This is a genomic window from Pseudomonas sp. RA_35y_Pfl2_P32, from assembly GCF_963970735.1.
Lineage (GTDB): Bacteria > Pseudomonadota > Gammaproteobacteria > Pseudomonadales > Pseudomonadaceae > Aquipseudomonas.
Window position 1 is genome coordinate 20226 of the sequence record NZ_CAXAQF010000034.1, and the last position, 21178, is coordinate 41403.

The 21178-nt window shown below is 61.2% G+C and carries 22 protein-coding genes; 6 read left to right on the forward strand and 16 right to left on the reverse strand.

Features of this window, described 5'->3' with window-relative positions; genetic code table 11:
- Positions 1-176: 176 nt before the first annotated feature.
- From AACY45_RS25465 to AACY45_RS25525, 13 genes are all read right to left on the reverse strand, one after another.
- The gene (locus tag AACY45_RS25465) at positions 177-1754 is read right to left on the reverse strand and encodes a flagellar hook-associated protein 3 (protein WP_339548148.1); all 1578 of its coding nucleotides are present in this window, start codon (positions 1752-1754) and stop codon (positions 177-179) included.
- Between the two features lie 14 nt (positions 1755-1768).
- Positions 1769-3811 (reverse strand): flagellar hook-associated protein FlgK, encoded by a 2043-nt coding sequence (gene flgK, locus AACY45_RS25470; RefSeq protein WP_339548150.1) that lies wholly within the window; start codon positions 3809-3811, stop codon positions 1769-1771.
- Between the two features lie 10 nt (positions 3812-3821).
- Positions 3822-5105 carry a flagellar assembly peptidoglycan hydrolase FlgJ gene (gene flgJ / locus AACY45_RS25475; RefSeq protein WP_339548151.1) on the reverse strand — a complete coding sequence of 428 codons (1284 nt, stop codon included), beginning with the start codon at positions 5103-5105 and terminating at the stop codon, positions 3822-3824.
- Positions 5106-5115: 10 nt separating this feature from the next.
- Complete coding sequence (locus AACY45_RS25480; RefSeq protein WP_339548153.1) at positions 5116-6225, reverse strand: flagellar basal body P-ring protein FlgI; 1110 nt, start codon at positions 6223-6225, stop codon at positions 5116-5118.
- A gap of 15 nt (positions 6226-6240) precedes the next feature.
- On the reverse strand, positions 6241-6936 hold the full coding sequence (gene flgH, locus AACY45_RS25485; RefSeq protein ID WP_339548154.1) for a flagellar basal body L-ring protein FlgH: 696 nt from the start codon (positions 6934-6936) through the stop codon (positions 6241-6243).
- Between the two features lie 52 nt (positions 6937-6988).
- Positions 6989-7774, reverse strand: a complete 786-nt coding sequence (gene flgG, locus AACY45_RS25490; RefSeq protein ID WP_027620992.1) for a flagellar basal-body rod protein FlgG — start codon at positions 7772-7774, stop codon at positions 6989-6991.
- Positions 7775-7819: 45 nt separating this feature from the next.
- Positions 7820-8560 carry a flagellar basal body rod protein FlgF gene (locus tag AACY45_RS25495; RefSeq protein ID WP_095170002.1) on the reverse strand — a complete coding sequence of 247 codons (741 nt, stop codon included), beginning with the start codon at positions 8558-8560 and terminating at the stop codon, positions 7820-7822.
- Positions 8561-8764: 204 nt separating this feature from the next.
- On the reverse strand, positions 8765-9361 hold the full coding sequence (locus tag AACY45_RS25500; RefSeq protein WP_339548157.1) for a cytochrome c3 family protein: 597 nt from the start codon (positions 9359-9361) through the stop codon (positions 8765-8767).
- Between the two features lie 9 nt (positions 9362-9370).
- Entirely contained in the window at positions 9371-9862 is a 492-nt protein-coding gene (locus AACY45_RS25505; RefSeq protein WP_339548158.1) for a nitrate reductase cytochrome c-type subunit, read from the reverse strand.
- Between the two features lie 11 nt (positions 9863-9873).
- Positions 9874-12378 (reverse strand): nitrate reductase catalytic subunit NapA, encoded by a 2505-nt coding sequence (gene napA / locus AACY45_RS25510; protein ID WP_339548159.1) that lies wholly within the window; start codon positions 12376-12378, stop codon positions 9874-9876.
- Positions 12369-12635 (reverse strand): chaperone NapD, encoded by a 267-nt coding sequence (locus AACY45_RS25515; protein WP_159994364.1) that lies wholly within the window; start codon positions 12633-12635, stop codon positions 12369-12371. The genes napA and AACY45_RS25515 overlap by 10 nt, the downstream gene beginning before the upstream one ends.
- A 40-nt stretch (positions 12636-12675) precedes the next feature.
- Positions 12676-12843: a periplasmic nitrate reductase, NapE protein gene (locus AACY45_RS25520; protein WP_339548162.1), complete on the reverse strand. Its 168-nt coding sequence runs from the start codon at positions 12841-12843 to the stop codon at positions 12676-12678.
- 168 nt (positions 12844-13011) lie between these two features.
- A complete protein-coding gene (locus tag AACY45_RS25525) occupies positions 13012-14571 on the reverse strand; it encodes a sigma-54-dependent transcriptional regulator (RefSeq protein WP_095170008.1) in 1560 nt (519 codons plus the stop codon).
- 279 nt (positions 14572-14850) lie between these two features.
- On the opposite strand from AACY45_RS25525, the gene phhA reads away from it, so the two are divergent.
- The 6 genes from phhA (at position 14851) to AACY45_RS25555 (ending at position 19224) form a co-directional block, all read left to right on the forward strand.
- The gene (phhA, locus tag AACY45_RS25530; protein WP_166590515.1) at positions 14851-15642 is read left to right on the forward strand and encodes a phenylalanine 4-monooxygenase; all 792 of its coding nucleotides are present in this window, start codon (positions 14851-14853) and stop codon (positions 15640-15642) included.
- A gap of 69 nt (positions 15643-15711) precedes the next feature.
- A complete protein-coding gene (locus AACY45_RS25535; protein WP_339548163.1) occupies positions 15712-16068 on the forward strand; it encodes a 4a-hydroxytetrahydrobiopterin dehydratase in 357 nt (118 codons plus the stop codon).
- Positions 16068-17264, forward strand: coding sequence for an amino acid aminotransferase (locus AACY45_RS25540; protein WP_339548164.1), 1197 nt, complete (start codon positions 16068-16070; stop codon positions 17262-17264). Before AACY45_RS25535 ends, AACY45_RS25540 begins: the two co-directional genes overlap by 1 nt.
- 280 nt (positions 17265-17544) lie before the next feature.
- Positions 17545-17676, forward strand: a complete 132-nt coding sequence (locus tag AACY45_RS25545) for a hypothetical protein (RefSeq protein ID WP_339548166.1) — start codon at positions 17545-17547, stop codon at positions 17674-17676.
- A gap of 73 nt (positions 17677-17749) precedes the next feature.
- Positions 17750-17932 carry a hypothetical protein gene (locus AACY45_RS25550; protein ID WP_339548167.1) on the forward strand — a complete coding sequence of 61 codons (183 nt, stop codon included), beginning with the start codon at positions 17750-17752 and terminating at the stop codon, positions 17930-17932.
- 101 nt (positions 17933-18033) lie between these two features.
- Positions 18034-19224 (forward strand): MFS transporter, encoded by a 1191-nt coding sequence (locus AACY45_RS25555; protein WP_339548169.1) that lies wholly within the window; start codon positions 18034-18036, stop codon positions 19222-19224.
- Here AACY45_RS25555 and arfB read toward each other — a convergent pair.
- The 3 genes from arfB to AACY45_RS25570 all read right to left on the reverse strand — a co-directional run.
- Entirely contained in the window at positions 19221-19634 is a 414-nt protein-coding gene (arfB, locus tag AACY45_RS25560) for an alternative ribosome rescue aminoacyl-tRNA hydrolase ArfB (protein WP_095170013.1), read from the reverse strand. The genes AACY45_RS25555 and arfB overlap by 4 nt on opposite strands.
- Positions 19635-20070: 436 nt before the next feature.
- Complete coding sequence (locus tag AACY45_RS25565) at positions 20071-20658, reverse strand: DUF4225 domain-containing protein (protein WP_339548170.1); 588 nt, start codon at positions 20656-20658, stop codon at positions 20071-20073.
- 86 nt (positions 20659-20744) lie between these two features.
- On the reverse strand, positions 20745-21178 hold a 434-nt coding region (locus AACY45_RS25570), incomplete at its 5' end, for an Hcp family type VI secretion system effector (RefSeq protein ID WP_339548171.1).

A 21178-nucleotide genomic window follows, 5' to 3' on the forward strand; every position in this document is an offset into this window, starting at 1 on the left:
ATAGGTCACTCTATTTTGTGTGCATTGGCCAAAACAATCCGCCACGTAAAAACCGCGCGCAGGGCTTTAGCCAGGCGAACGCCGGCAAATCGGTGGTGATAAGGCGGGAAAAGCGCGCATATGAAGCAGCACCGGCCCACCCGCGAGATCAGGGTGGACCGGCATTCAGGCGAGGGTCAAAGTTTGTTAAACAGGCTCAACTGGGAGATTTTCACAAAGGCCAGTTGGGAGGCTTCGAGCATGGCTTTCTGGAAGCTCAGCTCAATCGAGGCACTGGCCATGTCGGTGTTGCCAATGGCAGCCATGGTCGAGTCGTTGGCCAGGCCCATGCTGACGTTTTCCCCGGCCTGGATGTCGATCGCCTTCAGGCTCGCGCCGATGGAACCGCGGGCGTTGTCGATCCCGGCACTGGCGTTCTGCAGGTTGCCAATGGCCGAGTTGATCGCATTCTTCTGCTTCTGCTGGGCAACCAGGTCGCCATCGCTCGGCGTTGCCAGGGCCTGGCGTAACTGACTGATGGTGTCCAGCGCGCTCTGGGTCTGATGGTTGTTGGCGCCGACCACGAACTGATCGCCGGACTTCACCGCACCACCGAGGTCGAACTTGACCCCCACCGCCGTCAGCGAGTCGCCAGCGGCGTTCAGGCTGCCTGTGCCGATGGACTTGCTGTTGGCACTCAGCGGCTGGGCATAGACCTCATACTCGGTGTCGCTGGTGAACTTGATCACCGCGCCATTGCTCGGAAAACTGTCGCCGTAGACCTTGGCATCGGTCACGGTGGCGCCGGTGACCTGGGCCGTCGACGGGTTGCCGGGGCTGCGGGAGGCATTGAAGCTGTCCGGCTTGGCTTCCAGGGTGAATACGTGGCCCTCGACTGCCGCATCCAGGTCGGCTGCGGGCACGTCCGCCAGGTTCAGGTTGATGTCGAACTTCACCCCGCGCAGGTTGACGCTGTGGGCGCCCTCCTTCGTCGAGTCGAACTGGCCATTGCCCGGCACTTCTGCGGTGACATCCTTGCCGGTGGCGTCCTTGAGGATGTACTGGGTGCTGCTGGTGAACTCCAGCGTGTACGGCTGGCCTTCGGCAAAGCTTTTGTTGAAGGTCTGGTTGGAGCTGATCAGGCCATCGGAGACCGCGACCTTACCGTCGTTGACCGACGGCGGCTGCAGAACCGCCTGGGTGCGACCGGTATTGAGCGAGCCTTCCATGATGCTCTTGGCGGTGTTGCTGGCCGCCAGGCTCAGAGTGTCCGAGACCTGCAGGTTGAGCTGGGTATCGTCCCCCTGATAGGTGTAGGTGCCGTCGTTGTTGCGCACATAAGGCGGGACGTCGGTCTTGGAGCCGGAAAACAGGTAGTTGCCCGACTCGTTCTTGCTGTTGAGCAGGCTGAACACTTGTTCTTCGATGTTGCCCAACTCGTCAGCGATCGACTTGCGGTCCGCGTCACTGATCACCCCGCCACCCGATTGCAACGCCAGCTCGCTGACCTTCTGCAAAGCGATGTTGATGCTGTCGAGCACGCTTTCCTGGTTAGTCAGCGCAGATTTGATGCTGTTCATGTTGCCGGCGTACTGCAGCAACATGTCTTTTTGCTGCTGCAATTGCAGCAAGCGGCCAGCCCCAACGGGATCATCCGCGGCGGTCTGGATGCGCACGCCGGAGTCGATCTGCTCCTGGGTCTTGACCACCGAAGAGAAGTTGTTCTGGTACTTGGACGTGCTGGTCTCAAAGAATTGAGCGGTAGAAATACGCATCGCCAAGGACTCCCTTAAAGGCTGTTGATCAGTGTCGAGAACGTGTCCTGCGCGACCTTGATGATCTGCGACGACGCGGTGTAGTACTGCTGGAACTTGACCAGGTCGCTGGCTTCTTCATCCAGATTGACCTGCGAGACCGAACTGCGGCTGGACTTGGCGTAAGCCAGCGCGGCGTTGTTGGCCGTGCCGTCGACGCTGGCCTGGCTGGCCTTGCCCCCGACCGTGGACACCAACTGGCTGTAGGCCTGCCCCATGCTGACGCCGGCATTGGCGCCCCCGACACCGACGGTGGCCTTGGTCTGCAGGGCGAGCATTTCGTTGGCGTTGCGGTTGTCCGCCTTGCCGTCCTTGTTGAACTTGATATCAAAGCTGTCGCCCTTGCCCGGCGAGCCGCTGACCGTGGTATCGAAGCCAATGGTCTTGGCCGTGCCATCGGCGTTCTTCACCGGATTGCCGGCCGCATCGAGCACCGGCACGTTGATCGTCAGCTTGTTGTCCTGGCCGGGCACAATGCTGCCCTTGCCGATTTCGGCACCCGCCTCGTTCAGCACGCGATAGGTCTGGGTCCCGTCCTTGGCTGCGTCGAAGGCGATCCGCACCGGCATCGCCCCTTCGATCTGGCTCTGCAACTGGCCCAGGTCGGCGCCGCCGTAGATATCCAGCATCGATGACAGGTTCGGGCTGCTCAAGGCGCCCGTGCCGGAGTTGGAGCTGCCTTTGTCCGCCAGCAACGGCCCGGCGAACGCCAGTTTGTTGGGGTCTTTCAACTGCACGCTGAGGTCGCTGGCGCCCGTGCGGGTCGGGCTGACCTTGAAGCTGTCGCCGGCACTCAACCCACCCCCATTGAGCGTGAGGGTGAAGCCATCAATCATGTCCGGCGGCGTCTTGGTGACGTCGAATGGCCCCAGGGTGGTGCCGTCGGAACGCTTGACGCTGTAGTTCTTGTCGCTGGTGAACGTCACTTGATAGTCATAGGCGGTCAACGCGCTGCTGTCGCCGATGGTCACGTCCAGGTTGCCGGAGCCGGCGCTGTTACCGCTGGTGGCCAGGCTGCGCTGGCTGATGGCCTGCGGGCTGTTGATGTTATTGAACAACGACGAGCCGAACTCGCCATTGGCATCCAGGCCCTGGCCCAGTTGCTTGTTGAACGCATCGGAGACCACCAGCGCGGTGCGCCCCAGGTCATTGATGGCCGGGGCCAGCACATCATTACGGTAGCGGATCAGACCGCCCATCTTGCCGCCCGTGACGACCGAGGTCACCTCGATGCTCGACTGCGGGTAGTCGATCTGCAGGCTGTACTGGCTTTTGTCGGTCTTGCCCGGGACGGCCGACAAGGTGTTAGAGGTATTGCCCGTGACCAGCGTCTGGCCGGTGCCCATCGAGATGTCGTAGACCCCGTCATGCTCTTGCACCTTGACCCCCACCAGCTCATTCAGCGAGCGAACCGCTTCGTTGCGCGCATCCAGCAGGTTGTTCGGGGTGCTGCCGGAGGTGCTGGCCTGGGTGATCTGCTGGTTGAGTGAGGCGATGGTTGCGGTGTGCTGGTTGACCATCGAGGCCAGGGTGGTCAACTGGCTGTTGATGCCGTCATTCTGTTGCGTGAGCTGGCTGGAGATCGCATTGAAGCGGTTGCTCAGGGTCTGCGCATTGGTCAGCAGCAATTGCCGCGCCGACATGTCGCCGGGGGCGCCGGCCGCGGTCTGCAGCGAGGCGAAGAAGCTGCCGAGGGCGGCAGACACCCCGGTGTTTTTATCCGACAGCAACTTGTCGACCGCGCCGATCTGATCGAGATAGGCCTGGGCATCACCATTGAGCGAGGTGGTGGTCTGCAACTGCGCGTCGACATAGGCGTTGTACACCCGGCGCACATCAGCCAGGGTGGTGCCGGTCCCGATGAACACGCCACCGACCTGTTGCGAGCCTGCACTATTCTGGATGATTTGTTGACGCGAGTAGCCCGCGGCATTGGCGTTGGCAATGTTATTGCCGACCGTGGCCAACGCCGCCTGGCTCGCATTCAGACCCGACATCCCGATATTGATCAAGCTCATGGTTCAAACCTTATAAATTCGTGGAAGAGCCCGCCGAGGCGTAGTGCTCATAGCTCTTCATTTGTTTGGCAATCTGCGAAATCTTGCTGGCGTAGTTCGGGTCGGTGGCGTACCCGGCCTTTTGCAGCTCACGCACAAACTGTTCGGGGTTATCGGCCGACTTGAGCACTTCTTGATAACGATTGTTGCTCTGCAGCAAGGTCACCAGGTCATGGAAACTGTCCTGGTAGGAGGCGTAGGAACGGAACTCGGCCGTCTCCTTGACCATCTCGCCATTGCGGAATTCGCTGGTGATGGCCCGGGCCTGCGCACCCTTCCAGGTGCTGCCAGTCTTGATCCCGAACAGGTTGTGGCTGCTGCTGCCATCGGCGGTGCGCATCACCGATTTGCCGTAGCCGGTTTCCAGGGCGGCCTGGGCCACCAGGTAACGCGGATCGACGCCGATGCGATCGGCCGCCTGCTGCGCCATCGGCAACATGGTGGTGATGAACTGGTCCGGCGAGCTGAAGGCTTTCGGCGCCGGAGCCAAGGGCGGCTGCGCCATTGCGCGACCATAGACCTGCAGGCGCCCGCGCTCGGCGGAATAGCTCTGCGCCGGCTGCCAGTCACCCTTGACCAGCGCATTGCCGTCACGGGTCGCACGGTTGGGCAAGGTGGTGGTGGCGTTAGTGGCCGCCGCCGCGCTGGCCGAAGGCACCAGCCCCGCCAGCAGGCGGTCCGCCAGTTTCGGCGGCAGCGCCAGGCGCCGCTGATTGATCAGCGCCATGTCATTGCCGTGCACGCCCTGCTCCGCCGCCTGCGGTGGATTAATCGAGCGCGAGGCCCACAACGGGCGCTGGCCATTGAGGCGCGACAGCGGCCCGGCGGTGGCCACCGTGCCGGCGGCGATCGGTGTCTGCACCGCCGCTTTCGCGGCTTCCTGCTTGGCCGCCGACAACGCGGCCGCCTCGCCGGGGGCCAGTGGCTTGTTCTTCGACATCTGGCGCATCAGCACATCGGCCAGGCCAATGCCACCGCCCTCGCGGGACATGGAAACCGCCAGTTGCTGGTCGTACATTTCCTGGTACTGCTTGGCCGCCGCGGTGTTCAGCGGATTGTCCTGGCCCAGCGCGTCGGTGGCCGAGCGCATCGACTTGAGCATTTCATTGAGGAACAGCGATTCGAACTCCTGCGCCACCTTGCGCATGTTGCCGTCGCTGTTCTTGTCGCCGACCTTGAGCTGGTTCAGCCGATTGAGGTCGGAGTAGGCCGCCGAGTCGCTGCTGCTGACCAGGCCGCTCTTGCGCATGTCCATGTTCGTCACCTTAGATCACGATCAGGTCGGCTTGCAGGGCGCCGGCCTGTTTCAAGGCTTCGAGGATGGCCATCAGGTCACCCGGTGCCGCGCCGACCTGGTTCACCGCACGCACGATTTCGTCGAGGGTGGTGCCCGGGCCGAACTTGAACATCGGCTTGGCTTCCTGCTGCGCGTTGACATTGGAGCGTGGCACTACCGCCGTCTGGCCGTTGGAGAACGCCCCCGGCTGGCTGACGATCGGGTCTTCGGTGATGGTCACGGTCAGGCTGCCGTGGGTCACCGCCGCCGGCGACACCTTGACGTTCTGGCCGATCACGATAGTGCCGGTGCGCGAGTTGATGATGACCTTGGCCACCGCCTGGCCGGGGTCGACTTCGAGGTTTTCCAGGATCGACAGGTAGTCGACCCGCTGGCTCGGATCCAGCGGCGCGCTGACGCGAATCGAACCGCCATCGATGGCCTGGGCGACGCCTGGGCCGAGCAGGCTGTTGATCTTGTCGACGATGCGCTTGGCCGTGGTGAAGTCCGAACGGTTGAGGTTGAGGGTCAGGCTGTTGCCCTGGTTGAACCCGCTCGGCACCGCGCGCTCCACCGAGGCGCCGCCTGGGATGCGGCCGGCCGACGGCACGTTGACGGTGATCTTCGAGCCGTCGCGACCTTCGGCGTCAAAGCCCCCCACCACCAGGTTGCCCTGGGCCACCGCATAGACGTTGCCGTCGATCCCCTTGAGCGGGGTCAGCAGCAAGGTGCCACCACGCAGGCTCTTGGAGTTGCCGATGGAGGACACGGTGATGTCGACCTGCTGCCCCGGCTTGGCGAACGCCGGCAAGTCGGCACTGATCGACACCGCGGCGACGTTTTTCAACTGCACGTTGCCCGAGCCCGGCGGCACCTTGATGCCGAACTGCGAGAGCATGTTGTTGAAGGTCTGCAGGGTGAACGGGGTCTGGGTGGTCTGGTCACCCGTGCCATTGAGGCCGACGACCAGGCCATAGCCGATCAACTGGTTGGAGCGCACGCCGGAAATACTGGCAATGTCCTTCAACCGCTCGGCCTGCACGCCCAGGGAGGTGCCCAGCAACAAGGCGGCGGCCAGCAGGTGCTTGAAGTTCAGCATGGAGAGAGTCATCACCTAGAAAGGGAACAGCGGGCTTAGGAAAAAACGGTCGAACCAGCCAGGCTGACTCGCATCGGCAAACGAGCCGGTACCCGAGTAGGTAATGCGCGCATCGGCAATCCGGGTCGAGGACACGGTGTTGTCGGTGGAGATATCGTCGGCGCGCACCAGGCCGGCAATGCGCACCAGTTCGTCGCCCGTGTTGAGGGTCATCCACTTCTCGCCGCGCACGGCGATGATGCCGTTGGGTAACACGTCGGCCACCGTCACCGTGATCGAACCGGTCAGGCTGTTGCCCTGCCCGGCCTTGCTGTCGCCCTTGGTCGCGCGGTCGCCGCTGTAGCCGGCGTCCAGGCTCAGGTCGCCACTGCCGAACGGGTTGTTGGTGTTGGGCACCGAGCCAAACAACGAGGTCAGGCCGATGTTGGCCTTGCTGGTCTTGCCCACTTGCGAGTTGGCGTTCTTGCTGGCCTGGGTTTTTTCGTTGAGGGTGATGGTGATGATGTCACCGACCCGGAACGCCTTGCGGTCGCTGTACAGGTTCTGCTCGAAGCCGGCCTGGTAGATCGAGCCATTGTTGGCCGCCGCCGGCAAGGGCGTACGCGGCAACACCGGGGCGTAGAAAGGGTCATTGGGTTTCGGCGTCGGCCCGACGCAGCCCGCGAGCACGGCGATCCCACTCAATGCGAGAACAGATACAAAGCGATTCATGACCCTAACCTCACGGTGTTGCAGGCGGCCTCAAGCCGCCCCATAGACTTGATTACAGATTCTGCGTGACGAACGAGAGCATCTGGTCGGCGGTGGAGATGACTTTGGAGTTCATCTCGTAGGCGCGTTGCGTGGTGATCATGTTGACCATCTCTTCCACGGTGCTGACGTTGGAGGTTTCCAGGGTGCTTTGCAGGGTGGTACCAAAACCGTTCAGGCCTGGGGTGCCGATCTGCGGCGCACCGCTGGCGGCCGTTTCCAGGAACAGGTTGTTGCCGGTGGCCTGCAGGCCGGCCGGGTTGATGAAGTCGGCGGTTTGCAGGTTGCCGATCACCTGGGCGGCCGGGTTGCCGGCGATGGTGATCGACACGGTGCCGTCACGGCCCACGGTGAAGGTCTGGGCTTCGGCGGGGATGACAATGGCCGGCTCCAGGGCATAGCCGCTGGCGGTCACGATCTGGCCGTTGGAGTCCAGGTGAAAGGTCCCGTCACGGGTGTAGGAAGTAGTCCCGTCCGGCTGCAGGACCTGGAAAAATCCACGACCGTCGATGGCCATGTCCAGTGGCTGCTCGGTGGTTTGCAGGCTGCCGGCGGTGAAGTTTTTCTGGGTGCCGACGATGCGCACACCGGTACCCAGTTGCAGGCCCGACGGCAGTTCGCTGTCCTGGGTCGACTGAGCACCGGGCTGGCGCTTGATCTGGTACAGCAGGTCCTGGAACTCGGCACGGTCACGCTTGAAACCCGTGGTCGAAACGTTGGCCAGGTTGTTGGAAATGGTGGTCAGGTTGGTGTCCTGGGCGGACAGGCCTGTTTTGGCAACCCATAGAGCCGGAAGCATTCGATTCTCCTCGTGCGCCTGTTTTACGGCGCGACGTTCTGATAATTAGCTGATCTGCAAGACCCGAGCCATGGCCTGGTCGTCTTCTTTGGCGGTGTTCATCATCTTGACGTGCAGCTCGAACTGCTTGGCCAGGGCCAGCACCGAGGTCATTTCTTCCACCGCGTTGACGTTGCTCGACTCCAGGAAACCCGACACCAGTTGCACGTTGGCATCGGCCGGCGCGGGCTGGCCGTCCTTGGTGTGGATCGAACCGTCGAGGCCCTTGGTCATGTTCTTCAGGTCCGGGTTGACCAGCTTGATGCGGTCGACTTCGGCCATCACGCGCGGGCCTTCACCCATGGCACGGATACTGATGGTGCCGTCCTGGCCGACTTCGATCTTCTGCTCGGGCGGCACCGCAATCGGCCCGCCATTGCCCATCACCGGCATGCCATTGCCGGCACGCAGCACACCCAGGGCATCGACATTCAGGCTGCCGGTGCGCACATAACTTTCCTTGCCGTCGGGGTTCTGCACGGCAATCCAGCCGTTGCCGCTGACCGCCACGTCGAGGTCACGCCCGGTTTCCACCAGCGAACCCGGACTGAAGTCAGTGGCCGGACGCTCGGACAGGGCAAAGGCCCGCGCCGGAAAGCTGTCGCCAAACACCGGCATCGACCGCGCCTGCTCCAGGTCTTTCTGGAAACCGTTGGTGGAGATGTTGGCCAGGTTGTTGGCATGAGCCTTTTGCGCCAGCGCGTTCTGGCTGGCGCCGGTCATGGCCACATAAAGGTACTTGTCCACAGTCTTTCCTCTGCATGCCGGACGTTTGCCGCCCACTGCTGTACTGGTCAAGGCTTTAGCAATTTGCAGACCAACTTGCGCGCAGAGGCCCCAGGTCCTTTAAACACAGGACTTGGGCCAATCCAGAGGAGAAAGATGGAGGACGGCAGAGACGAAAAACCGGCGCGCTTATGCCGCTTTACGGCAATCCGCCGGACAGCACGGCTACCAGCCCTTGACGCCGCTCATGTCGGGCAGCTTGTGGGCGATGCCTTTGTGGCAGTCGATGCAGGTCGCCTCGCCGTTGGCCAGGGAAGTCGAGTGCATGTTGGCGGCGCGTTTGCCCTGGCGGGTGAAGTCCATGAACTCGAAGTTGTGACAATTGCGGCACTCGCGAGAGTCGTTGGCCTTGAGACGGGCCCACTCGTGCTCCGCCAGTTCGCGACGCATGCCGAGAAACTTTTCGCGGGTGTTGATGGTGCCGAACACCTTGCCCCAGACCTCTTTTGACGCCTGCATCTTGCGCGCGATCTTGTGGGTCCACTCGTGCGGCACGTGGCAGTCGGGGCAGGTTGCGCGCACCCCTGAGCGGTTGGTGTAGTGAATGGTTTCCTGCAGCTCGACAAACACGTTGTCACGCATTTCATGGCAAGAGATGCAGAACTTCTCGGTGTTGGTCGCTTCCAGCGCAGTATTGAATCCGCCCCAGAAAATCACCCCGGCAATAAACCCGCCAAGCGTCAGGAAACCCAGGCTGTAGTGGACACTGGGGCGACGCAAGATCTGCCAGTAATCCTTGAACAGCGTCCACAATGACTTCATGACCACTCCTCAGGGTTTCTGCTTGCGGTTGATTTCGTCTTGCAGCACCTGGTCAATGTTCTTGAAGCTGTTGTTGACCAACGGCTTCACGTCTCGCTGCGGCACGTGGCACTGATTGCAGAAGTAGCGCCGTGGCGATACGGCGGCCAGCGCCTGGCCGTCGCGATCCATGTAGTGGGTGATGCTGATCATCGGCGCCTGGGTCAGCGCGCTGTTGGCCCGACTGTGGCAGGACAGGCATTTGTTGCTGTTCTTGTCGATGTGATAACCGCGAATGCTGTGGGGAATAGTCGGCGGCTGTTCGGGGTAATTGCGCTCACGCTTGAGGTCCTTGTTCTCCTCCTCGGCGATGGGCGGTGCCGGCAGTTCCTGGGTCAGGGTGCCGCCGGCGCGGCGCCCATCGGGGGCTGGCGCATCCAGCGGATACCCAGGCTCCGCGGCAAAGACCGCGGGCACGCCCAGCAGCAGTGCAACCAGCAAGGACAGCGTACGAGCAGTCATCAAAGCTCTCCTCAGGCAGTCTTGATCAGCTCGATCCTGACCGCGCACTTTTTATAGTCCGTCTGCTTGGAGATCGGGTCCGTCGCATCGAGGGTGACCTTGTTGATCAAACGGTTGGCGTCAAAGAACGGCACGAACACCAGCCCCTGGGGTGGCTTGTTGCGCCCACGGGTTTCGATGCGCGCACGCATTTCCCCGCGTCGGCTGATCACCTTGACCTCACTGCCTCGCCTGGCATTGAGCGCCTTGGCATCGGCCGGGTGCATGTACACCAGGGCATCGGGCACCGCCTTGTAGAGCTCTTCGACGCGCTGGGTCATGGTTCCGGTGTGCCAGTGCTCGAGCACCCGTCCGGTGCTCAGCCAGAACGGGAACTCCTGGTCAGGGGATTCCGCCGGCGGCTCGTAGGGCAGCGCGAAGATGATCGCCTTCTTGTCGGGGTAGCCATAGAACTGCACGCCACTGCCCTTCTCCACGTAGGGATCATGGCCCTCGCGGAAGCGCCAGCGGGTTTCCTTGCCGTCCACCACCGGCCAGCGCAGGCCGCGTTCGGTGTGATAACGATCGAACGGCGCCAGGTCATGACCGTGGCCCCGGCCGAACTGGGCGTACTCTTCGAACAGACCTTTTTGCAGGTAGAACCCGAAGTCCTTGGCTTCGTCGTTTTGAAAGGCCGAGTCCATCTGCTCGATCGGGAACTGGTCGACGTTGCCGTTCTTGAACAGCACCTCGTACAGGGTCTTGCCTTTGTACTCTGGAGCACTGTCCAGCAACTGCGCGGACCAGACCTCATCGGTGGTGAAGCGCTTGGAAAATTCCACCAATTGCCAGAGATCGGACTTGGCCTCCCCCGGGGCGGATACCAGTTGATGCCAGAACTGGGTACGCCGCTCGGCATTGCCGTAGGCCCCCTCCTTTTCCACCCACATGGCGGTGGGCAGGATCAGGTCGGCGGCCTGCGCGGAGACCGTGGGGTACACGTCGGAAACGATCACGAAGTTCTGCGGGTTACGCCAGCCCGGCAAGACTTCCTGCATGATGTTGGGCCCGGCCTGCATGTTGTTGCTGGCCATGGTCCAGTACACATTGACCACGCTGTCCTTGAGCATGCGGCTCTGTTGCACTGCGTGGAAACCCACCTTGGGATTGATGGTACCGGCCGGCAGTTTCCAGATTTTCTCGGCGGTGGTGCGGTGTGCCGAGTTGGTGACCAGCATGTCTGCCGGCAGGCGGTGGGAAAAGGTCCCCACTTCCCGCGCCGTGCCACAGGCCGAAGGCTGGCCGGTCAGGGAGAATGGGCTGTTGCCCGGCTCGCTGATCTTGCCGGTCAGCAAATGGATGTTGTAGATCAGGTTGTTGGCCCACACCCCGCGTGTGTGCTGGTTGAAGCCCATGGTCCAGAAGGACACCACCTTGCGTTTCGGGTCGGCATACAACTGCGCCAGCGCCTTGAGCCGCTCGGCCGGAACCCCGGTCTCCTTGGCCGTGCGTTCCAGGGTGTAGGGTTTGACAAAGGCGGCAAACTGCTCAAAGTCGATGTCGGTCCAGGTGTTCGCCTTGTCGGCGTTTTTGGCCTGTTGTTCCAGCGGATGATCGCTGCGCAGGCCGTAGCCGATGTCATCGACCCCCTTGGCGAAGCGGGTGTGCCGGCTGACAAACTCCTTGTTCACCGAGCCGCTTTCAATGATGTAGTTGGCGATGTAGTTGAGGATCAACAAGTCCGTCTGCGGTTTGAAGACCATGGGAATATCGGCCAACTCGAAGCTGCGGTGCTCGAAGGTCGACAGCACCACCACCTTGACCTCGGGCTGGCTCAAGCGCCGGTCCGTGACCCGGCTCCAGAGAATCGGGTGCATCTCCGCCATGTTCGAGCCCCACAACACAAACGCGTCAGTGACCTCGATGTCGTCATAGCAGCCCATGGGCTCATCGATACCGAAGGTGCGCATGAACCCCATGACCGCCGAGGCCATGCAATGCCGGGCATTGGGGTCGAGGTTGTTGCTGCGAAATCCGGCCTTCATCAACTTGTTGGCGGCGTAGCCTTCCCACACGGTCCATTGTCCGGAGCCGAACATGGCGATCGACTCTGCGCCTTTGTTTTTCAGCGCCTCCTTGAACTTCAACTCCATGACATCAAACGCCTGTTCCCAGGACACCGGCTGGAACTCACCCTGCTTGTCGTATTGCCCGTTGGTCATGCGCAACAGCGGCTGGGTCAGGCGGTCCACGCCGTACATGATCTTGGACAGAAAGTAGCCCTTGACGCAGTTCAGGCCACGATTGACCTCGGCTTTGACATCGCCGTGGGTCGCCACCACCCGGTTGTCCTTCGTCGCCACCATCACGCTGCAACCGGTACCGCAAAAGCGGCAAGGCGCCTTGTTCCAGGTCAGGGCGACCATGTCCTGCTCGGTGATCAGGTTACTCGCCGAGGTGAACACCGGCAGCCCGGCCGCCGCTGCTGCAATACCGGCGGCCTGGGCCTTGACGAATTCACGACGGGTCATGGGCATGGGTGTTCTCCGCTTGGATCGAGGATCTCGTGGTAAACCAGGGAGGCGTTGAGCACGCCGGGCAGGCGGCCAATTTGTTCGATGCGTTGGAGGATCTGCGGTTCGCCGTGCATTTCCAGAACCACCACCAGTTTGCCCTCGGGGCTTTCCTGGTGTAGCTCAACGCCCTGGAGCAAGCGCAGATTGGCTTTCACCGCGGCAAACATCTCGACTCGGGCCTGCACGATCAAACTGGCGATATGTAGTTTTTGTTCCATGGCCAACACTCCCTGCCTGTTAACTCACGTGGACAAGCAATCAGTGCGGTGCCCCGGGAGGACCGAGGAGCATCTGCAGGAACCAGATGAAAAAGCCGTAGCCGCCCACTATCACCACCGACAGCAGGGGAAAAAGAAACACAACCAGGAACAGCAACAGCCGCCTTTCCTTGCGCGCACGTAGAGCGGACTCATCAACCGTCGTCATGGTCAGGGCTCCTGCCAGAAAGTGCACTGAGCCTAGATGGCCGCCCTGCTAATTTCCATGATTCAGATCAGCGGAAGTTCAAACAGGATTAACCCTCACTCAATAATGTTTAGCATTGATCGCGCGACACCTCACCCACTAAGGCCCGCGCATGCAAGGGCGACTTAGTTAGCGTTCAAGTTTGCCAATTTCATATTCGCGCAACTTGTTGGCAATGGTGGTGTGGGAAACCCCCAGGCGTTTACCGAGCAATCGACTGCTGGAATGTTCGGAATACAAACGCTCCAGCACGGCCTTTTCAAACCGCCCGACAATTTCATCCAACCCGCCGTCCAGGGAAAAATCCCCCAGTGGCTGGCGCACACCGTAGTCCGGCAGGCGAATGTGCTCGGCCTTGACCGTGCCGCCTTCGCACAGGGACACGGCCTGGAACAGCACGTTCTCCAGTTGCCGGACGTTGCCCGGCCAGTGGTAGTGACTGAGCCGGTCCATGGCCGCGGGCGCCAGTTTCGGCAAGGGGCAGCCGATCTGCCGGCTGGCCTGATCGAGGAAGTGCTCCACCAGCGGCGTCAGGCCATCGAGGCACTCGCGCAACGGTGGGATGTGCAACGACAGCACATTCAAGCGGTGGTACAGGTCCTGGCGGAACTCACCGCTGGCGCACAGTTCGGACAGGTCGACCTGGGTCGCACAGATGACCCGCACATCCAGGTAGACCTCTTCATCGCTGCCCACACGGCGGAAGCAACCGTCTTGCAGGAACCGCAGCAATTTCACCTGCAAGCGCGGGCTCATTTCGCCGACGCCATCGAGAAACAGCGTACCGCCTGCCGTCAACTCCAGCAGCCCGAGCTTGCCTTCGGCCCGTGCGCCTTCGAACGCGCCGGGGCCGTAGCCGAACAGTTCGGTCTCGGCCATCGACTCGGGCAACCCGGCACAGTTCAGCGCCATCAACGGCGACTGGCCACGCGGGCTGGCCAGGTGGCAGGCACGCGCCAGCAGTTCCTTACCGGTGCCGGTCTCGCCCTCGATCAACAGCGGCGCATCCAGGGGCGCCATGCGTCGCGCCTCCCGAACCACTGCCGCCATCACCTTGGAGCTTTGGAAAATACTGTCAAAGCCGCGTAATTCCTGCTTGCGCACGTTGTAGATGCGCTCGCCGACCCGGTCCGCCCGGTGCAGGGTCAGCACCGCGCCGGCCATGGCCTCGCTGTCATCGTGCTCCGACTGCAGGGGGGCGATATCGGCCAGGAACACGTCGCCCTTGACCTTGACCCGCAGGCCGTTGATCCGCGACTTGTTGGCGCGCACCAGTTCCGGCAGGTCGAAATCCTCGGCGTAGCGTGACAGCGGAATCCCCGGCACTTCGTCGACCCGCACCCCGAGCAATTGCGCCGCCGCACGGTTGGCCGCGACGATCGAGCCGCCCATGTCGATCGACAGGACCGGGAACTCCAGCGCCCCGAGCAGGGCATTGAGCTCCATATGGCGGCGTTCGCTGGGCATCAGCCCTACCCGCTTGACCCCGAACACCCCGGCAATCGCTTCGAATTTCGCCCGCAACGCCTGGAACTGAATGTTGATCAGGTTCGGGCAATGCAGGTAGATCGCGTTGCCGTGCTCCCCGCCGACCTCCCCGCGAGCGACGTTGATCCCGTACTCCACCAGCAGGTTGAGGATGTCGCGCAGGATGCCGATGCGGTTCTGGCAATGGACTTTGATACGCATAAAAAGGCCCGGACAAGGAGATGGACAGCGGGTGGCGAGGATTTTTCTGCCGCCACCCAAAGTTAGTCGTCAAGATTATGTGACAGCTTCAGGGCTTTTCAAACCGGGAAATCGCAATAGGCGCGCCACAGACGGTCTTGCGTAACGAAAACTTTACGAAAAGCAGCGATTTTTCCTACCCGCTCGTCCAGGACCCTACTGCACAGGCGCACGCTTCGGGGTATTTCTAGGTCCATAGTCAAGACATAACAAGAACGTATCCCTTTGCAGGAGAGCAGCATGAAGCAGACGCAATACGTGGCCCGCGAGCCCGATGCGCAAGGGTTTATCCACTACACCGCTGAAGAACACGCGGTGTGGAATACGCTGATCACTCGCCAGCTGAAAGTACTCGAGGGCCGTGCGTGCCCGGAGTACATGGAAGGTATCGACAAGCTCGGCCTGCCCCATGACCGCATTCCCCAGCTCGACGAAATCAACAAAGTCCTGGGTGAAACCACCGGCTGGCAAGTGGCCCGGGTTCCAGCACTGATTCCGTTCCAGACCTTTTTCGAATTGCTGGCCAGCAAGCAGTTTCCTGTCGCGACCTTTATTCGTACCCGCGAAGAACTGGATTACCTGCAAGAGCCGGACATTTTCCACGAGATCTTCGGCCACTGCCCGCTGCTGACCAACCCCTGGTTCGCCGAGTTCACCCACACCTACGGCAAGCTGGGCCTGCAGGCAACCAAGGAAGAACGGGTGTACCTGGCGCGCCTGTACTGGATGACCATCGAGTTCGGCCTGGTCGACACCCCTGAAGGCCAGCGCATCTACGGCGGCGGCATTCTCTCCTCGCCGAAAGAAACCGTGTACAGCCTGTCCGGCGAGCCCGAGCACCAGGCCTTCGATCCGCTGGAAGCGATGCGCACGCCGTACCGCATCGACATCCTGCAACCGCTGTACTTTGTCCTGCCCAACCTCAAGCGCCTGTTCGACCTGGCCCACGAAGACATCATGGGCATGGTCCACCAGGGCATGCAGTTGGGTCTGCACGCGCCGAAGTTTCCGCCAAAACCCAAGGCGGCCTGAGGACGCCGCAGTCGCGGCGCCCCACAAAAAATAGTAACGTCTAACAAGAATCGAAATCAGGAACCCCCCATGACCGCTCTCAACCAAGCCCATTGCGAAGCCTGCCGCGCCGATGCCCCACAAGTCAGCGACGAAGAACTGCCGGTATTGATCAAGCAGATCCCTGACTGGAACATCGAAGTTCGCGACGGCGTCATGCAGCTGGAAAAAGTTTTCCTGTTCAAGAATTTCAAGTTCGCCCTGGCGTTCACCAACACCATGGGTGACATCTCCGAGGCCGAAGGTCACCACCCAGGCCTGCTCACCGAGTGGGGCAAAGTCACCGTGACCTGGTGGAGCCACTCGATCAAGGGCCTGCACCGCAACGACTTCATCATGGCCGCGCGCACTGACGAAGTGGCCAAGGATGCCGAGGGCCGCAAGTAATGTTTTTCGACGCCATCGGCCGGGTGCCCGGCGACCCGATCCTCGGCCTGATGGAGGCCTATGCGCAGGACGCCAATCCGCGCAAATTCGACCTCGGCGTGGGTGTCTATAAAGACGCCCAGGGCCTGACGCCGATCCCGCAGTCGGTGAAGCTCGCCGAACAGCGCCTGGTGGATGGCCAGAACACCAAGACCTACATCGGTGGTCATGGCGACCCGGCGTTCGGCAAGGTGATCAACGCGTTGGTGCTGGGCGCCGACTCGGCGCTGATCGCCGAGCAGCGCGCCGGCGCTACCCAGACCCCGGGTGGCACCGGGGCCTTGCGTCTGAGTGCCGATTTCATTGCGCACTGCCTGCCGGGCCGTGGCATCTGGCTGAGCAACCCGACCTGGCCGATCCACGAAACCATCTACGCCACCGCCGGCCTAAAGGTCAGCCACTACCCCTACGTGGGCAGTGACAACCGCCTGGATGTCGAGGCCATGCTGGCCACCCTGAACCTGGTCCCCAAGGGCGATGTGGTGCTGCTGCACGCCTGCTGCCATAACCCGACCGGTTTCGACCTGTCCAAGGATGACTGGCGTCGGGTGCTGGACGTGGTGCGCAGCCGCGAACTGTTGCCGCTGATCGACTTCGCCTACCAGGGCTTTGGCGATGGCCTGGAGCAGGATGCCTGGGCCGTGCGCTTGTTCGCCGAGGAACTGCCTGAGCTGTTGATCACCAGTTCCTGCTCGAAGAACTTCGGCCTGTACCGCGATCGCACCGGGGCGCTGATTGTCTGCGCCAAGGATGCCGAAAAGCTGACTGATGTACGCAGTCAACTGGCCCACATCGCCCGTAACCTGTGGTCGACGCCACCGGATCACGGCGCGGCCGTGGTGGCGACCATCCTCGGCGACCCGCAGCTGAAACAGCGCTGGGCCGACGAAGTGGAAGCCATGCGCCAGCGTATCGCCCAACTGCGTTCGGGCCTGGTGGAAGCACTGGAACCCCACGGTCTGCGCGAGCGTTTCGCCCATATCGGTGTACAGCGCGGGATGTTTTCCTACACGGGCTTGACCCCAGAGCAGGTGAAAAACCTGCGCGAGCAACACAGCGTGTACATGGTCAGCTCGGGGCGCGCCAACGTGGCCGGGATCGACGCCACGCGCCTGGACCTGCTGGCCCAGGCGATCGCCGACGTCTGCCGTGACTAAACGTAGCCGCCCGTAGCAGCTGTCGAGCTTGCGAGGCTGCGTTCGGCTGCGCAGCAGACGCCTGGCAATCACACCGCCCCGGCGAGGACTGCGCCCTCGAACGCAGCCTCGCGGGCCCGGCAGTTGCTACAGGGGTCGTGCTGCCTTGGTGCGGCCATCTGTCGCAGAAATCCGAGATAAAAGTCTGTTTGTCATTTCTCCTGCTGTATCCTGCCAAGGCTTTTTGAAAGCGCGGTTCTACACAGCGATTTACAAACAGACTTTGCGAGGAGCAAGCAACATGCATGAGATCCCGAATCTCCCCTTCCCAAGCCTGCACGAAACTGAGCAGACAACCCCGCAACAAGCCGGTGCCCAACAGCCCGAGCCGAAGGAAGCCACTGGTAGCCGCAAGGCCGACAGCGAAGCCTAAACGCACTACCCAGACCGTGTGGAAAGCGCTGACTGATGCGCTTTCCACACAGCCTGAAACCCGAGCCCCCGCCATGACCGACACCTTCGACGAATCACAGGCCAGCGTACTGATCGATACCGCGCAACAGATGATCGACGTCTGGAACCGCCTGACACCCGAGAAACAAGCCCTGCTCCTGGAGCGTTTCGGCAGCCAGGAAAACGCCCTCGCCGCCCTGGTCACCACCCAACTGGTCGCACCCAGCCAGGCCTGATCGAATCCAGCCGGCCAACCCGGCAAATTCTCCCCCTTCGCGCCGCCAACCACCGGTATCATAAGCAGCCTATCTATCCTGCTGTCCCGTGGACTCTCCCCATGCCAGATCCCCAGCGCCCCATGGCGGTCACGCTGCAAGTCGTTTCCATCGTCCTGTTTACCTTCATCGGCTACCTGAACATCGGCATCCCCCTGGCTGTCTTGCCGGGTTATGTGCACAGCGACCTGGGGTTTGGCGCGGTGATCGCGGGCCTGGTGATCAGCGTGCAATACCTCGCCACCCTGCTCAGCCGCCCCTATGCCGGACGCATCATCGACAACAAGGGCAGCAAACTGGCGGTGATGTATGGCCTGGCCGGCTGCGGCCTGAGCGGGGTATTCATGCTGCTCTCGGCCTGGACCCAGAGCCTGCCGATGGTGAGCCTGATCAGCCTGTTGATCGGCCGCCTGGTCCTCGGCAGTGCGGAAAGCCTGGTGGGGTCGGGTTCGATCGGCTGGGGCATCGGCCGGGTGGGCGCGCCGAACACCGCCAAGGTGATTTCCTGGAACGGCATTGCCAGCTACGGCGCGCTGGCGGTGGGTGCACCGCTGGGGGTACTGCTGGTGCGCCAGTACGGGCTGTGGAGCATGGGCCTGAGCATTATGTTGCTGGCGCTGGTCGGCCTGTTGCTGGCCTGGCCAAAAACCGCAGCCCCCATCGTCAGCGGCGAACGCCTGCCCTTCCTGCATGTGCTGGGTCGGGTGCTGCCCCATGGCTGCGGGCTGGCGTTGGGCTCCATTGGGTTTGGCACCATCGCCACCTTCATCACCCTGTATTACGCCACCCGACAGTGGGATAACGCCGTGCTGTGCCTGAGCCTGTTCGGCGCCTGCTTCATCGGCGCGCGCCTGCTGTTCGGTAACCTGATCAATCGTCTAGGTGGCTTCCGGGTGGCGATTGCCTGCCTGTCGGTAGAAACCCTCGGCCTGCTGCTGTTGTGGCTGGCCCCCGACGCAAACTGGGCGTTGGCCGGGGCGGCGTTGAGCGGATTCGGTTTTTCGCTGGTGTTCCCGGCCCTGGGCGTGGAAGCGGTCAACTTGGTGCCCGCTTCCAGCCGTGGCGCGGCCGTCGGCGCCTATTCGCTGTTCATCGACTTGTCCCTGGGCATTACCGGCCCCTTGGCCGGCGCAATCGCCGCAGGCTTCGGCTTCGCCTCGATCTTCCTGTTCGCCGCCCTCGCAGCCCTCAGCGGCCTGGCACTGAGCATCTATCTGTACCGCCAGGCACCGCGGTTGCGGGAAAACCGCTAGAAATCCACCTTGCCGCGCCCGGCCTTGATCGACCCCCGCTTGGTCTTGGACTCCAGTCGCCGCTTCTTCGAGCCCAGGGTCGGCTTGGTCGGGCGGCGCTTCTTTTCCACTTTGGTGGCGGCCAGGATCAACTCGGTCAATCGCTCCAGGGCATCCGCCCGATTCTGTTCCTGGGTACGGTATTGCTGGGCCTTGATGATGATCACGCCATCGCTGGTGATCCGGCTGTCGCGCAGCGCGAGCAGGCGCTCCTTGTAGAACTCGGGCAAGGACGAGGCCGGAATGTCGAAACGCAGGTGCACGGCACTGGAGACCTTGTTGACGTTCTGCCCACCGGCACCTTGCGCGCGAATGGCCGTCAACTCGATCTCGGCATCCGGCAGATGCACGTTGTTGGAAATCACCAGCATGGAAAGCGGTCCGGGTTCAGGGCGCTCAGGATACCGCGAATGCCGTTCGTAATAGCGGATCATCTTGGCGAGCAGGTGACGCCGGGCATGAGCGCCGGTCAAATTTATTTACAAACGCTGTCCTGCGCCTACTGAAGAAGAGTTGATTTGTTTTGAATGGTCGTACTAATCTCGGGGCTCATATCAACGGGACATGAAGGCTAATGAATCTTGAAAATATTCGATACCACATTTCAGTCACACTATTAGTTTTAGGCTGCTCCGGACTCCCTTCCGGCCTCATTGCACGCGGAATCGTTATGGCTTTCAATATAGAAGAAAAATTCTGGCCTATCTTTTTTACAACATACACAGTCATGACAATTTGCGGCTTGCGATTTTACACTCCAAGAATGCGTGGCATTATATGAACAGAATCCACCACCCACAAAATCATCTATTTTTCGCCTCCCTCTGAAATAATCGCATCTATCGCCAACAAATCAACTAACACCTCAAAAGACAAAGACAACCTTCCAGCTTGTCGATAAGCCATCTCATAATTAATCGGATCACGCCTGAACAGCTCAACCGAACCAGGCTTTGACACTGACCTTAGGACTCCGTATGCAGAAACAAGTAAATCAATAGAATAATAAGCCACATCCTCCTTGTCATTACCGAACGCAGTTCTATAGACATACCTAACTGGCCCAACCGCACCTGGCGCATCCGGCCCACGATAGATATTCGCCATACCTTCATAGATGTTATTAACGCCATGCCCAACCATGAGTGCCCCAGGAGCTGCGCCGAGCCCTCTCGAGCCTCCGATAATCGCCCCCCCTGTCTGCACCTGCATCACCCCCGCCGCAACCCCAATACCATTCTGAAGATAGAACCGCGCCTTTGATGATAAATCTTCGTACTCGGCTCTTATATCCTGTAGCGCTTGCCACGCACTACCCCCCCTCATCAACCGCCTGAATAACTTCATCCACATAGGAGGAGACAATCGCGCTAAATCGAAGTCGCGCAAAGCCATCAGGAATATGCGCCATGCCTATGCTGCAACCAACTGCAACCAGATCGGAAGCCGATCTGGTGACATCGTGAATATCACAAGAAGCCTCATTCACCTTCATTCCCCCAAGCACTGTAAGCACTTGTGGCACCGGGAACGTGCGCCCAGGCAATATTCCTATAACGAATGGAGAGTAACTCTTGGGGCTCTGCGTCATTCATACGAATGGCATGGGGAACTTGCAAGCTGATACGAGCGATACGTGCACCGGTCAGGTGTATTGAATAGTACCGCTCTTGGCCGCCAGCCGCAGAGGTGCGGTAAAAGTTTATTTTGCACTCCACTTCTTCAGCCTCATGCAGGGCACTTGCCAACAGCGGTGATGACTTGTCGATACCCTTGGTAATCATGATCGGCATGTGCTTGCCACGCCCACCTGCCACGCTACCGTCATTGCCCGTGAGCATGTCGTGTGAATAAGCCAGCACCATGATTTCATCCTGGTGGCCGATCTGACATTTGTTACCGATGGAGTCGGAGC